We start from the raw sequence: 13,479 nt of genomic DNA, 5'->3' as shown, positions 1-13,479 counted from the left end.
GGATCTAGCGCCGGGAGCGCACGCGCAAGCCCGGCGCGGGCCGCTCCTGGAGCACCTCGCGGCGGAAGCGGTAGAGCGCTGCCGGCCGTCCGCCCGTCTGTGTCGACATCACACCGGTCGGTTCGACCAGGGCTTCCGTTTCGACCAGGCGGCGGAAATTCTGCTTGTGCAGATGCCGGCCGGAGATCGCCTCCACGGTATGCTGCAATTCCGTGAGTGTGAACTCGGCGGGCAAAAGTTCAAACACCACAGGACGATACTTCAGCTTTGCGCGCAGCCGCGCGATTCCCGTGGCGAGAATCCGGCGGTGGTCGAACCGCATCGAGGTCCCGAGCGCCGGCAGCGCCTTGCGCGCTAATGCCGCAGGACGGCCGTCGCGCCGCGCCTCCTCGATCAGCCCGGCCTCGTAGAGCAGCTCGTAACGGTCGAGCACGCGCTCCTCGTCCCAGGGCGCGCCGTCGAGGCCGAAATAGAACCGCACGCGATCCTTGCGCGGCAATGCGCGCGTCGTCTCCGGCGTCTCCTGCTCCGCCCACGCCGTCAGCGCGGGGATGATGTCGCGGGCGATGATCGCGGGCGGCTCCTCGCGCCAGTCCTCCCAGGGCAGGAAGCGGTACCACGGCTCGAAGCTTGCCCCGTTTGCCGCGAGCTCGCCGCCCGCGGCGCGTGTGAGCGCGAGATAGCCGATCGACACCATGTGCGCGCCGGTGTCGCCGGCCTCGGCATGACGGCCGCGATCGCCAAAGGTGTAGAGCTGTTCGACATAGCCGAGCCGCAGGCCCGCCTGCTCCTCGACCCAGGCGCGCAGGCCGATCTCGAACGTGCGATGGCTCAGCGCGTCGAACGGGCCGAACGGCAGGCCCGCCAGCCCGTCGCTGTTGTGGGCGGTGAGGATCAGCGGCTCATGGTCCTCGATCGCGACGATGGCGGCGGTCAGGCCGATCTCGATCGGTGTCAGCAGCGTCTCGCTCATGCGGCTGAGATCGCTTGTGTCATTCGAGCTCGATCACGAAGGGGTGGCCCTCGACCATCATCGCGCCCGGGCCCATCTCGTCGAGCGCGCGCAGCATGCGGCCGTTGCGCCCGAGCGCGCGGTCGGCGAGGCCGACGATGCGCCGGTTCGGCGAGGCGATCGGCGACGCGGCCCGGATCTTCTTGGCGATCTCGATCTCGTCGCGATGCGGATTGAGCGCGCAAACGGCGGCGAACGCGCTCGCGGTGGAGCGGCTGATTCCGGCATAGCAATGCACCACCAGCGGCGCGCTGCGGTCCCAGCCGCGCACGAAGTTCAGCACCTGCTCGATATGCGTCTCCGACGGTGCGACAAAGCCGTCCATCTCCTCGGTGATGTCGTCCATCGACACCTTGAGATGGTTGGCCGGCAGCACCGATACCGGACGCGCCACCTGCTCGACATTGGCCATCACCGTCAGCACGTGGCTGGCCCTGGTGAGGCGGACGGTTTCGGGAAGCGCGGCGAGGGAACAGACGTGGATCATGGCGGACCTTTTTGTTGATTATAGCCGCGGCCGCAGGGTGGGCAAAGCGAAGCCTCACGGTCGTCCCGGACAAGCGCGCCACAAGCGCGCGCAGATCCGGGACCCATAACCACAGGATGAGGTTTTGCGAAGACTCGTGGTTGTCGGTTTGCGCCGCAACCTCTCCCTGTGGTTATGGGTCCCGGCCTGCGCCGGGACGACAGCAGAGATTGAGGCGCCACCAGCCCCCTACAGGACCTACGCAAACACCGCGTTGAACCGCTCCAGAAACTGCTTCTCCGCCCGCGCCGCGGTCCAGGGCGTGAGATAGTCGCGCCGGACGCTGTCGGAGAGGCCCGGATCCTTGCCGAACAGGCGCCGCGCCTCGCTTTCGCTGAAGCCGGCGAGCTCGGTTGCCTCGAGATAGGCCGCACCGCGATCGGCGGCCTTGATAGCCAGGGTGATCTCGTCCGCCAGCACCGGCGGCAGGCCGAAGCGGATGTGGATGGCGCCGAGCAGGCGCTTCTCCACCGCCTTGTAATGGCCATCGAGCACGGCCTTGAACGGCGAGATCATGTCGCCGATCACATATTCGGGCGCATCGTGCAGCAGCGCGGCGAGCCGCATGCGCTGGTCGACGCGCGGCATCTCGTGCCGCAGCACGGTTTCCACCAGCAGCGTGTGTTGCGCGACCGAGAAAATGTGCGCGCCGGTGGTCTGCCCGTTCCAGCGCGCCACGCGCGCAAGACCATGCGCGATGTCGGCAATCTCGACGTCGAGCGGGGAGGGATCGAGCAGGTCGAGCCGCCGGCCCGACAGCATGCGCTGCCAGGCGCGGGACTCCGCGCCGCGTGCCGTCTTCTTCGCGGTCATTTGACCTTGAGGCGCGGCTTGCGCTGCGTCTTGCCGCAGGTCGCGTGGCAATGGCAGTCGACGAGATGGTCGTTGACCATGCCGGTCGCCTGCATGAAGGCGTAGACGATGGTCGGGCCGACGAACTTGAAGCCGCGCGAGGACAGCTCCTTGGAGATCTGCACCGACAGCGGCGTCGAGGCCGGCACGCTCGCGGTCGTCTTGAAATGGTTGACCTTGGGCTTGCCGCCCATGAAGTCCCACAGCAGCTTCGAGAAGCCCGGGCCTTTCTCCATGATATCAAGATAGGACTTTGCGCTCAGGATCGCGCCGTCGATCTTGGCGCGGTTGCGCACGATGCCGGCATCGTTCATCAGCGCGTGGACTTTCTTGGCATTGTAGCGCGCGATCTTCTCCGGCTGAAAATCGTCGAAGGCTTTGCGGAAATTGTCGCGCTTGCGCAAGATCGTGATCCAGGACAGGCCGGCCTGAAAACCGTCGAGGATCAGCTTTTCATAGAGCGCGCGGTCGTCATACTCGGGCACGCCCCATTCGGTGTCGTGATAGGCGACATAGAGCGGATCTTCGCCGGGCCAGGGGCAGCGGGTCAGGCCGTCGGGATGCAGGCGGGGAGCGCGGCTCATGCGGTGGGCTGCTTGGCGGGAATGCGGACGACGTCCGGCTCCGCAAGCCTCAACGCTAAGCCACCCGCGGTAAGCGGTTGGCCAGCATCGAGCGCATCGGCGACACGGTCGATGCGCACGAGCGCGATGCCCTTGCCTTGCGCCGACGAGCCCATGGTACCGACCGGTTTGTCGCCGGCCATCACGCTGACGCCGACTTCCGGCGAGATGTCATCGAGCAGCACCTTGACGCTTCGCGTGCGCGCGGTGCCGCGATGCTGCATGCGCGAGACGACCTCCTGGCCGACGTAGCAGCCCTTGTCGAAATCGACGCCGGCGAGCCGGTCCATGTTGCTCTCGTGTGGGAAGGCATCGCTATACATGAAATCGAGCCCGCCGCGCGGCACGCCGAGCGCAATGCGGTGCGCCTCGTAGTCGGCGGCGTCGACCAGCTCGGCGCCGATCAGGTCGGACAGCTTCTGCTTGAGATCCTCGGGGATCAGGATGCGCGTGCCGAGTTCGGCATTGCGCGGATCGGCGAAGGCAAGGTCCGGTTGCGCCGCAGGCTGGCCGTCCCAGGCCGCGAGCACGCCGAGATCGAGGCTTTCCACCGTGACCTTGGCGCGCAGCTTGTAGAATTTCAGCTTGGTGGCGAGGCTGTCCGCCAGCGCCTTCGGGCAATCGATCAGGAACCCGCCGCCATGGCCGGCGGGCACCTCCGTGATCAGGAAATCGACGATGATCTTGCCCTGCGGGGTCAGCAGCGCGCCGAATCGCCCCAGGCCCGGCTTCAGCCTGTCGACGTCGGTCGTGATCAGGCCGTTGAGGAAGTTGCGCGCATCCTCGCCCGCGACCTTGACCACGCCCCGGTCCGGAAGAAACGCTGATTTCATGCGAAAATCTCTTGCGACATGTTGCTCCGGAACGTAAGCCCGCAAGGCATAAACGACAAGACCTCGAGCCCTGCGCTTGGGGATGAGAGAGGCCCATGACCCAGCGTTTCGATGTGATCTTGAAGGGCGGCACCGTCGTCAACCAGGACGGCGAGGGTGTTCGCGATGTCGGCATCACGGGCGGTCGTATCGCCGAGCTGGGTCCGCTGTCGCAAGGCTCCGCCGCGGAGGTGATCGACTGCAAGGGCCTGCACATCCTGCCCGGCGTGATGGACACGCAGGTGCATTTCCGCGAGCCCGGGCTGGAGCAGAAGGAAGACCTCGAGACCGGCTCGCGCAGTGCCGTGATGGGCGGCGTCACCGCCGTGTTCGAGATGCCGAACACCTCGCCATTGACGGTGACCGAGGCCACCTTCACCGACAAGGTGAAGCGCGCCCATCATCGCATGCATTGCGATTTCGCCTTCTTCATCGGCGGTACCCGCGAGAACGTGCAGGACCTGCCGGTGCTGGAGCGCGCACCGGGCTGCGCCGGCGTCAAGGTGTTCATCGGCTCGTCCACCGGCGCGCTGCTGGTCGAGGACGACGAGAGCCTGCGGCGCATCTTCCAGGTGATCCGCCGCCGCGCCGCCTTCCACGCCGAGGACGAGTACCGCCTCAACGAGCGCAAGCCGCTGCGCATCGAGGGCGATCCGCGCTCGCATCCGGTCTGGCGCGACGAGGCCGCTGCGCTGATGGCGACGCAGCGCCTGGTCAAGCTCGCGCGCGAGACGGGAAAACGCATCCACGTGCTGCACATCTCGACCAAGGAAGAGATCGAATTCCTGCGCGACCACAAGGATGTCGCCTCCTGCGAGGCGACGCCGCATCATCTGACGCTGGTCGCTCCCGAATGCTATGAGCGGCTCGGCACGCTGGCGCAGATGAACCCGCCGGTGCGGGGCGCCGATCACCGCGCCGGCATCTGGCGCGGCATCGAGCAGGGCATCATCGACGTGCTCGGCTCGGATCATGCTCCGCACACGCTGGAAGAGAAGCAGAAGACCTATCCGGCCTCGCCCTCCGGCATGACCGGCGTGCAGACGCTGGTGCCGCTGATGCTCGATCACGTCAATGCCGGCCGCCTGTCGCTGGCAAGGTTCGTCGACCTCACCAGCGCCGGCCCCGCGCGCCTCTACAACATGGCCTGCAAGGGCCGCATCGCCGCCGGCTACGACGCCGATTTCACGGTGGTCGATTTGAAGCGCAGCGAGACCATCACCAACAAATGGGTCGCGTCGAAAGCCGGCTGGACACCTTACGACGGGGTGCGCGTCACCGGCTGGCCCGTCGGCACCTTCATCCGCGGCCGCCGCGTGATGTGGCAGGGCGAGCTGGTGACGCCCTCGCAAGGCGAGCCGGTGCGGTTCCTGGAGACGCTGAAGCAGTAGGGCTGGGCACGCGTGGCACAAGTGCGCGCCTCTAGCTCGGTGTCGTCCTGGCGAAAGCCAGGACCCATAACCCCGACCGGATGTTGTTGCGAAGACTGGTGGCCACACTTGCCCGCAGCCAGATAATGCGGTGGTAATGGGTCCTGGCTTTCGCCAGGACGACGACGTTGGAGAGGTCATCGCATGCCCCAACCGACACCCCTCATCACCACGGAGCAACTCGCCTCGATCCTCGGCGATCCCAACCTCCGCCTCTACGACTGCACGACGTACAACGAGCCGGTGCCGCCGGGCAGCGACGTGCCCTATCGCGCGGTGCCCGGCGACAAGACGTTCGCGGCCGGCCACATTCCCGGTGCCGATTTCCTCGACCTGCAGGGCGAATTCTCCGACACCTCTGCGCGCCCACTCTTCATGATGCCTGACGTGGCCCAGCTCGAGGCCGCCTTCGGTCGCCACGGCCTCGATGCGTGCAAGACCATCGTGCTCTACAGCATCGGCACCATGATGTGGTCGACACGGTTCTGGTGGATGCTGCGCTCGCTCGGCGTCGATGCGCAGGTGCTCGACGGCGGCCTCGACAAATGGAAGGAAGAGGGGCGGCCGATCGAGACAGGTGCACCGAAGGGTTATCCGGCCACGACCTTCAAGGCCGCGCCGCGCGCGGGCTTCTTCGTCGACAAGAATGTCGTGAAGGCGCGCATCGGTGATCCCTCGACCGTGATCGTCAACGCGCTCGGGCCGCAGTTTCATCGCGGCCTCGAGCCTAGCCGCTATGGCCGGCCGGGCCGCGTGCCCGGCAGCGTCAACGTATCAGCCCCGACGCTCGTCAATGCCGACAAGACGCTGACGAGCCTCGCCGATGCCGAGCCAAAGTTCGCGGCCCAGGGCGTCACGCGCGACAAGAATGTGATCGTGTATTGCGGCGGCGGCATCTCGGCGACGATCAACCTCTTGCTGCTGACGCAGCTCGGCTACGACAAGCTGACGCTGTACGACGGCTCGATGGGCGAGTGGGCACCGGACCCGTCGCTCCCGATCGAGACGGATTAGGTCTTACCCTCCCCTGTAGGGTAAGATCTGGGCAAGAAAACTGGGAACCTTTGGCACTGGCCTGCATCCAATGTCCGAAGCCAATGGAGACCAGCAGGTAACCGCCATGCAACGGACCGCAGCCGGCCTGTCCGCCGGCGCCAGAACGTCGGAAGCCGAACTGATCGACCGCGCGCGGGGCCATGACGAGGCCGCGCTGCGCGAGATCATGCAAGCCAACAACCGCAGGCTATACCGCCTCGCGCGCGCAATTCTGCGTAGCGACAGCGAAGCGGAGGACGTGGTGCAGGAAACCTATGTGCGCGCCTTCACCCATCTCGACGGCTTCAGGGGCGACTCCGGCCTGTCGACCTGGCTGTCGCGCATCGCCATCAACGAGGCGCTTGGCCGGGTGCGGAGCGCCAAGCCGCATGTCGAGCTCGGCTCGGTGTCCGAAGCCGCGCTCGAGGCGCAGATCATCAAATTTCCCGTCTCTCCCGCAGGCGATCCGGAAAGGACCATGGCCCAACGTGAAATCCAGCGCGTCGTCGAACGCGCCATCGACGAGTTGCCGGACGTTTTCCGCATGGTGTTCGTCGCACGCGTCATGGAGGGTATGAACATCGAGGAGACCGCCGATCTGCTCGGCGTGAAGCCCGAGACCGTGAAGACGCGGCTGCACCGCGCCCGCACCATGCTGCGCGACAACGTCGAGAAGGAGATCGGGCCGGTGATGATGGACGCCTTTCCATTTGCCGGCTGGCGCTGCGAGCGCTTGACCGAAGCCGTGCTGAAGCGGCTCGGTGCAGGCGGCTGAAATTTTTCGGGAACGTTTGCGCGAAACGCCCATCCAATTCCTGTGAAGCAACGCGCCGGCAAAACGTCCGGCAGCACAGGAGTGTCAAACCATGTTCATCCGTTGGAGCGCGGCGGTCGCCGCGGCAATTCTGCTGTCGAGTCCCGCGCTGCAAGGCGCCAGCGCGGCCGACAAGCCGACCGATCCGCAGATTGCCCATATCGCCTACACCGCCGGCGTGATCGACATCAACGCCGCCAAGCAGGCGCAGAAAAAAGCGAAGAACAAGGACGTCAAGGCGTTCGCCGAGGACATGCTGCGCGACCATGAGGCGGTCAACAAGCAGGCGCTGGCGCTAGTCAAGAAGCTGAACGTCACCCCTGAAGACAATGACACCAGCAAGGCGCTGTCGAAGCAGGCGAGCGACAAGCTGGCCGAGCTGGACAAGCTGAGCGACGCTGCGTTCGACAAGGCCTATGTCGCCAACGAGGTCGCCTACCACAAGGCGGTCAACAGCGCGCTGGAGACGCAGCTCATTCCGTCGGCCAGCAATGCCGAGCTGAAGAGCCTGTTGCAGACCGGCCTGAAGATCTTTCAGGGTCATCAGCAGCACGCCGAGCATGTCGCGGCCGAGCTGAAATAGGGAGCGTGAAATGAAGCCGGGACGCCTCGCTTCGATCGCGCTTGCGGTCGCCTTTCTGCCGATGGTCGTCCCGGCACACGCCGCGATCATAGAGATCACGATGGAGAATCTCGTGATATCTCCGGCTGAGGTGTCGGCGAAGGTCGGCGATACCATCATCTGGATCAACAAGGACGTCTTCGCCCACACCGCCACCGCGAAGAACGGCAATTTCGACGTGACGCTGCCGCCGAAGAAGTCGGCGACATCAGTCGTGAAGAAGGCGGGGACGGTCGAGTACTATTGCCGCTATCATCCCAACATGAAAGCGACGCTCAAGATCGAGCCGTGACGCAGGAGGGAGTGCATTCCCGCCTCTGTCGGGAACATCTCCCGGCCTTCGCGAGACTAATGCTTATCCGCGGGAAACGGCTTCCGTGCGATAAAGGCGGCAGACTTCGCGACCTTGTCGCCAAGACCTTGTAGTCACGACCTCGTCGCAAAGTCATTCATCCGTCAACTGGCCCCGCCCGCGTGGCGGGGTCATTTTCGCGACAGGGCTTACTGCCGGGAGATGTCGACGGAGAATTCGCCGTTGCGGATGCGGCCCGGAAAACCCTCGACGAATTTTGCCACCGCATCCTCGCCATAGGTGCCGACGAGTTCGGCGAATGCGGCGAACAGGCTCGCCTGCGCCAGGCAGTCGCCGTCGACGCCGTCATGGCGCGCCTCGGCCCAGGCCTCGTTGAGATAGCTCAGGGCTGCCTGCTTCTGCTCGTGATCGGGCAGGGGCGCACGGTCGGGGGCGTATGAAATCGGCTGGCTCATGAAACTCGATCAGGGCTGGGGCGCGTCCACGGCGATGCGCTGCACGAGAGGTGTAGCACGCGTAGTAACGCCCGCTAGGCTACATCTTTAAGAACGGTTAATGGCTGTGAACAAAGTCGATGACAGGGTTCCAGCCGCTGTCATTTTCGGAGCGCGACGCCGTCGCGCCCGACGAGAAATCAGTTCGCGTAGCGTGCGGTGAGATCCCGCGAGATCTTCGAGCCTTCCTCGATATAGCGGCGGATCGCCACCGTCGCGGCCGGCGTGCAGCTCCGGTAGGTCTGCTGGAAGCCGTTATAGCCGCGGTTGAAGCCGGCGATCATGCGGGTGCGGCGCTCGCCGGAGGGAGTTTCGGCATCGATCAGCGCCTGCATCTCGCTGCGCCATTTGTTGCCTTCGTTCGCTCCGCAGATGCCGCGCAGATAGTGCAGCCCGCCGAGGATCTCCGCCAGCCGCTGCAGTTCGCCGTCAAACGGCGCCGCCACGTCCTGGGCCCGGGCGGGCGCGCAGGCGCAGGCGAGAATCAGGGCAAAAATGGCCAGAAATCGCGTGAACATCGGCGGCTGTATGCCCCCTCGAGACGGCGGGCGCAAGGCGGGCCGTCAAGCCCCAAGCAGCCGGTGGGCGGACTGGATGACCTCCTCCAGCCCCCCGGTCAGCTTGAGGTCGCCGAGGCTCGCCAGGGCGTCCGGGGCGATCCAGCGGTAGTCGTCGAGCTCGTCGTTCAGGACCGGCTCCCGGGCCGCCCAGCGGGCGGCAAAGGACATAATCAAATAGTGGCCGGCGCCGGGGGCGGCCGGCAGCACCTCGCGCCAGCCGGCTAGCCCAATGATCTCGATCTCGAGCCCGGTTTCCTCGTCGACCTCGCGCTTGAGCGCCTGATGCAGCGATTCGCCGAACTCGACCCGGCCGCCCGGCAGCGAATAGAACCCTTTTGCCGGCGACCGGGCGCGGCGGGTCAGCAGCACCTTGCCGTCGCGAAAAATCGCGGCACTGACGGCGATCTGGGGATGGCTGGGCTGGGCGACCGCGGACACGGCGCTAGTTCGCCATGATGGTGTCGACGTCGGCCTCCGCGCCGCCATTGATGATGCCGCCGCAGGCCGCGATCAGCGGCTTGACCCAGAGGGTGGCCTGCTCGGCGAGGCGCACGCGGGTCGTGTCCTTCTCGACCTCGCGCATGGCTGAGCCGACCGCGGTCAGGATCGAGGTCATGGTATCCGTGATGTGGTCGAACTGGGCGCGCACGTTCGGATCGGCCTTCTCATAGGCCTCGATGGCGAGGTCCCGCGCCTTGAAGTTCGACGCCGTGAAATGCTCGGCATAGGACAGCGGCGACCAGGTCAAAAAATCTTCGGCGCATTCCGGCATATCAGGGACCATTTCCAGCAGCATCACGGCTTCATTGAAATGGTTGAGATAGTCAGTGGCAAGCCCGGTCCGCGGGTTGATGTTGGCCACGCGCAGCCGTTCGGCCCAGGCCGCGGCCTCGGGGCCCGTCTGTACATGCGTCCGCGCGGGTTGGGTGGCCGTTGAGCTCATCTGCCGCAGTGTTAACGTTCGGGGTTAAAAGGACCTGAACGGACCCTATATAGGCCCCCAAGGATGTGTGGACGCTTCGTCATAACTTCGGCCCCCGCGGCTTTGCGGCAACTATTCGGCTACATCGAGCAGCCGAATTTCCCGCCACGGTACAATGTCGCTCCAACGCAACCGATTCCGGTCGTTTTGGTCGAGAACGGCGCGCGCCATTTCCGCCTGATGCGGTGGGGGCTGTTGCCGAGCTGGGTCAAGGACCCCCGCGGATTTACATTGCTGATCAACGCCCGTTCGGAGACGGTGCTGGAGAAGCCCGCCTTCAAGAAGGCTATACGCCGGCGGCGCGGCCTGATCCCGGCCGATGGTTATTACGAGTGGAAGTCGGACGGCGGCCGCAAGCAGCCCTTCTTCATCCACCGCGCCGACGGCGAGCCGCTTGGCTTTGCCGCGGTGTTCGAGACCTGGGTCGGGCCGAACGGCGAGGAGCTCGACACGGTCGCAATCGTCACGGCGGCGGCGGGCGAGGACCTCGCCGCGCTGCATGATCGCGTGCCCGTCACCATCAGCCCGCGCGATTTCGAGTGCTGGCTCGATCATCGCGGCGACGAGGTCGATGCGATCCTGCCGCTGATGAGGCCCCCGCGCATCGGCGAATTCGCCTGGCACCCGGTCTCCACCCGCGTCAACCGCGTTGCCAATGACGACGAGCAGTTGCTGCTGCCGATCAGTACTGAGGAGATGGAGGCGGAGGCCGAGGCTGCGAAGCCGAAGAAGGCGGTGCGGAAGGTTGCTGCTGCGTCTTCGGATGACGGGCAGGGCTCGTTGTTCTAGCTCCGCTGTCGTCCCGGACAAGCGCGCCCGAAGCGCGCGCAGATCCGGGACCCATAACCACAGGAAGCGGTTGTGGCGCGCGCTGGCAACCACGAATCTTCGCGCAACACCATCCTGTGGTTATGGGTCCCGGATCTGCGCTGGCGCTTGTCCAGGACGACGATTGAGTGTGTGGCTACCAGCCCTCACACAACTTCCCCCGCCCTCAGCGCTGCGATCTCCGCCGCATCAAACCCCAGCTCGCCGAGCACTGCATCGGTATCCGCCCCCAACTCCGGCGCCATACGATCGAGTTTGCCGCCGCCATGCGCCAGCTTGAAGCCGCTGCCGGCAAAGCGCAGGCGGCCGTAGAGCGTGTCGAGCTCCTGGATCGCGCCACGCGCCTTCACTTGCGGATGGTCGATCACCTCCTCGACCTTCCAGATGCTGGCGCAGGGCGCGCCGGCGTCTTCCAGGATTGTCTCCCATTCGCGCGCCGGCCTTTTTGCCAGCGCCTCCTCGATGATGGCGCGCAGCGCCGGCTCGTTCTCGTTGCGGGAAAACCAGTCGGCAAAGCGCGGATCGCTCAGCGTATCCTCGCGGCCGAGTGTGCTCATCAGCGCGCGGTACTGCTTCTCGTTGTTGACGGCGAGCAGGATGTGGCCGTCGCCGCACTTGAACAAATTCGCCGTGGTCCGGCGGCTCACCGCCTGGTTGCCCGAAAGCTGCTGCCGATGGCCCGCAACCGACCAGTCGGCGATCTGGCCCGAGAGAAACGCCAGCGTCGCCTCCAGCATGGAAACGTCGATGAGCTGTCCCTTGCCGGTGCGGTCGCGCTGGTATAGCGCGCTCGACACGCCGAACGCGGCCGTGGCGCCCGAGAGCACGTCGCATACGGCAAAGCCCGCGCGCGTCGGCCCCGTCTCCGGATGGCCGGTGATCGCCATGATGCCCGACAGCGCCTGCATCTTGCCGTCATAGCCGGGCCGCAGGCGATCCGGGCCGGTCTGGCCGAAGCCAGACACCGCGCAATAGATCAGCTTTGGATTGATCGCGGAGAGCGCCTCATAGCCGATGCCGAGCTTGTCCATCACGCCCGGACGGAAGTTCTCCATGACGACGTCGACCTGAGCTGCAAGCCTCTTCACGATCGCGATCGCCTCGGGCTTTTGCAAATCGAGCGTCAGGCTGCGCTTGTTGCCGTTGATGGCCTGGAACGCGGGCGCCAGCCCCCGCTCGGCCCATTCGCGGGAGAGCGGCGTGCGGCGCATGTCCTCGCCCTCGCGTCGCTCGACCTTGATGACGTCCGCCCCCAGCAGCGCGAGCTGGTAGCTCGCATAAGGGCCGGCCAGCACTTGCGTGAAATCCAGGATCTTCACGCCCTCGAACGGTCGCGTCACGTCGCTCTCCCTTGATTGTTGTTATCGGAGGACGTCAGGCGGCGCGGTTGCCGCGCGCGATCTCCTTCTGCTTGTCGAATTCGGCGCGGCGCCGCGCCAGCTCTTCAGGCGAGAGCTGCGCGACGTTGTTGTAGTCGAGCTTCCAGGAAGCGTCCTCGCTCCAGCGCAGCGGCGATTGCATCGTGGTCAGCGGACCGCTTGCGGTCTCCAGCAGCTTGAGCGCCAGTTCCAGCGTCTGCGCCTGCGAAGCGACGTCGTGCGGCTTGCCGGCGGAATTGCCGAGCGGGAAGTCGCTGAACAGAAAGCGCGGCACGGCGGCGTGCTCGATGATGTCCTTGGCGCAGCCCATGATCACGGTCGGAATGCCGTTCCGCTCCAGGTGCCGCGCCACCAGCGCGGTGGTCTGGTGGCAGACCGGGCAGTTGGGCACCAGCACGGCGACATCGACCTTGTCGGCAAGGCAGCGCGAAAGAATCTCCGGCGCGTCGGTGTCGAGCGTGACGCGATGGCTGCGGTTGGTCGGCGCGCCGAAGAAGCGCGGAGCCACTTCGCCGATGCGTCCGGCCGCGGACGCCTTCAACAGCTGCGGCAGCGGAAACCAGGTGCCGCTATCTGTTGCCGAGGTGTGCTTGCGGTCGTAGCCGATGTGGGAGATGCGCAGATCGTGCTGTTGCGACGTGTCGCCGTCATAGACCTGGTAAAACTTCGCGCTGCCGTTATAGGCCGCGCCCGGCCCCTGGTCGCCCTTGGCCGGATCGTAAGGCGCAGCGGTGGTGATGATGGTCACGCGGGATTGCGCGAGCGGCTTCTTCAGCGGCTGGAACGGCGCCTCGGTGTGGTGCGCCCAGCGATACGGCGTGGTGTAGCCGATCGCCGCGTAATAATCGCGCGTGCGCTGCATGTAGGGGACGGGAGAATCGTAGTCGGGTGCAAAGCCGAATTCGTCGTCGCGCGGAGCGGACATAGGGCGCGTCTCCTGGTTCTTGGTTGGCGACAGACTAGAGATAGTTTCGGGGTTGCTCAACGGGGAGAGCGGCGGCGCAGGCCAGAATTGCAGTCAGGTAGGGAGAGCGCCGTGGTCTTACCCTCTCCCCTTGTGGGCTACGAGATTCACACATTTCGGAGGCTCCAACCATGCTTGATGGCGTGGAACTGGGTGAGGCCTCTGATCATGAC

Annotated in this window: 17 protein-coding genes; 6 read left to right on the top strand and 11 right to left on the bottom strand. The window is 65.6% G+C overall.

From position 1 onward, the window contains the following. Positions 1-4 precede the first annotated feature (4 nt). The 5 genes from JQ592_RS35305 to JQ592_RS35285 form a co-directional block, all read right to left on the bottom strand. A complete protein-coding gene (locus tag JQ592_RS35305) occupies positions 5-973 on the bottom strand; it encodes an NUDIX hydrolase (protein WP_211407320.1) in 969 nt (322 codons plus the stop codon). A gap of 19 nt (positions 974-992) precedes the next feature. Continuing rightward, positions 993-1,499 carry a tyrosine phosphatase family protein gene (locus JQ592_RS35300; protein WP_211407319.1) on the bottom strand — a complete coding sequence of 169 codons (507 nt, stop codon included), beginning with the start codon at positions 1,497-1,499 and terminating at the stop codon, positions 993-995. A gap of 237 nt (positions 1,500-1,736) precedes the next feature. Continuing rightward, positions 1,737-2,351 carry a YfbR-like 5'-deoxynucleotidase gene (locus tag JQ592_RS35295; protein WP_211407318.1) on the bottom strand — a complete coding sequence of 205 codons (615 nt, stop codon included), beginning with the start codon at positions 2,349-2,351 and terminating at the stop codon, positions 1,737-1,739. Then, on the bottom strand, positions 2,348-2,974 hold the full coding sequence (locus JQ592_RS35290; protein WP_211407317.1) for a DNA-3-methyladenine glycosylase I: 627 nt from the start codon (positions 2,972-2,974) through the stop codon (positions 2,348-2,350). Before JQ592_RS35290 ends, JQ592_RS35295 begins: the two co-directional genes overlap by 4 nt. Beyond that, complete coding sequence (locus tag JQ592_RS35285; RefSeq protein ID WP_211407316.1) at positions 2,971-3,846, bottom strand: YgfZ/GcvT domain-containing protein; 876 nt, start codon at positions 3,844-3,846, stop codon at positions 2,971-2,973. Before JQ592_RS35285 ends, JQ592_RS35290 begins: the two co-directional genes overlap by 4 nt. 95 nt (positions 3,847-3,941) lie before the next feature. Between JQ592_RS35285 and JQ592_RS35280 the strand changes: the two genes are divergently transcribed. From JQ592_RS35280 to JQ592_RS35260, 5 genes are all read left to right on the top strand, one after another. Next, positions 3,942-5,276, top strand: coding sequence for a dihydroorotase (locus JQ592_RS35280; RefSeq protein ID WP_211407315.1), 1,335 nt, complete (start codon positions 3,942-3,944; stop codon positions 5,274-5,276). Between the two features lie 183 nt (positions 5,277-5,459). Beyond that, a complete protein-coding gene (locus JQ592_RS35275) occupies positions 5,460-6,329 on the top strand; it encodes a sulfurtransferase (protein ID WP_211407314.1) in 870 nt (289 codons plus the stop codon). Between the two features lie 106 nt (positions 6,330-6,435). After that, positions 6,436-7,125: an RNA polymerase sigma factor gene (locus JQ592_RS35270; protein WP_211407313.1), complete on the top strand. Its 690-nt coding sequence runs from the start codon at positions 6,436-6,438 to the stop codon at positions 7,123-7,125. Positions 7,126-7,216: 91 nt separating this feature from the next. Further along, positions 7,217-7,747, top strand: coding sequence for a DUF4142 domain-containing protein (locus JQ592_RS35265; RefSeq protein WP_211407312.1), 531 nt, complete (start codon positions 7,217-7,219; stop codon positions 7,745-7,747). A 10-nt stretch (positions 7,748-7,757) separates the two neighbouring features. Continuing rightward, complete coding sequence (locus tag JQ592_RS35260) at positions 7,758-8,078, top strand: cupredoxin domain-containing protein (RefSeq protein ID WP_211407311.1); 321 nt, start codon at positions 7,758-7,760, stop codon at positions 8,076-8,078. A 209-nt stretch (positions 8,079-8,287) separates the two neighbouring features. Here JQ592_RS35260 and JQ592_RS35255 read toward each other — a convergent pair whose 3' ends face one another. The 4 genes from JQ592_RS35255 to JQ592_RS35240 all read right to left on the bottom strand — a co-directional run bounded on the left by JQ592_RS35255 (position 8,288) and on the right by JQ592_RS35240 (position 10,096). After that, positions 8,288-8,554, bottom strand: a complete 267-nt coding sequence (locus JQ592_RS35255) for a hypothetical protein (protein WP_018648760.1) — start codon at positions 8,552-8,554, stop codon at positions 8,288-8,290. Positions 8,555-8,733: 179 nt separating this feature from the next. After that, positions 8,734-9,111, bottom strand: coding sequence for a TIGR02301 family protein (locus tag JQ592_RS35250; RefSeq protein ID WP_211407310.1), 378 nt, complete (start codon positions 9,109-9,111; stop codon positions 8,734-8,736). Positions 9,112-9,156: 45 nt separating this feature from the next. Continuing rightward, positions 9,157-9,591: an NUDIX hydrolase gene (locus JQ592_RS35245; protein ID WP_211407309.1), complete on the bottom strand. Its 435-nt coding sequence runs from the start codon at positions 9,589-9,591 to the stop codon at positions 9,157-9,159. 4 nt (positions 9,592-9,595) lie between these two features. Beyond that, positions 9,596-10,096 (bottom strand): hypothetical protein, encoded by a 501-nt coding sequence (locus JQ592_RS35240; RefSeq protein ID WP_018648757.1) that lies wholly within the window; start codon positions 10,094-10,096, stop codon positions 9,596-9,598. A 63-nt stretch (positions 10,097-10,159) separates the two neighbouring features. On the opposite strand from JQ592_RS35240, the gene JQ592_RS35235 reads away from it, so the two are divergent. Continuing rightward, positions 10,160-10,924, top strand: a complete 765-nt coding sequence (locus tag JQ592_RS35235) for an SOS response-associated peptidase (protein ID WP_211407308.1) — start codon at positions 10,160-10,162, stop codon at positions 10,922-10,924. Between the two features lie 185 nt (positions 10,925-11,109). On the opposite strand, the gene JQ592_RS35230 is transcribed toward JQ592_RS35235, so the two are convergent. Together JQ592_RS35230 and JQ592_RS35225 are read right to left on the bottom strand one after the other, a co-directional pair. After that, positions 11,110-12,303: a CaiB/BaiF CoA transferase family protein gene (locus JQ592_RS35230; protein WP_211407307.1), complete on the bottom strand. Its 1,194-nt coding sequence runs from the start codon at positions 12,301-12,303 to the stop codon at positions 11,110-11,112. 34 nt (positions 12,304-12,337) lie between these two features. Beyond that, positions 12,338-13,267, bottom strand: a complete 930-nt coding sequence (locus tag JQ592_RS35225) for a glycine/sarcosine/betaine reductase selenoprotein B family protein (RefSeq protein ID WP_211407306.1) — start codon at positions 13,265-13,267, stop codon at positions 12,338-12,340. Positions 13,268-13,479 lie beyond the last annotated feature (212 nt).

It is taken from the genome of Bradyrhizobium iriomotense, from assembly GCF_018129405.1.
Lineage (GTDB): Bacteria > Pseudomonadota > Alphaproteobacteria > Rhizobiales > Xanthobacteraceae > Bradyrhizobium > Bradyrhizobium iriomotense_B.
This window is presented reverse-complemented; position numbering and strand designations above follow the sequence as displayed.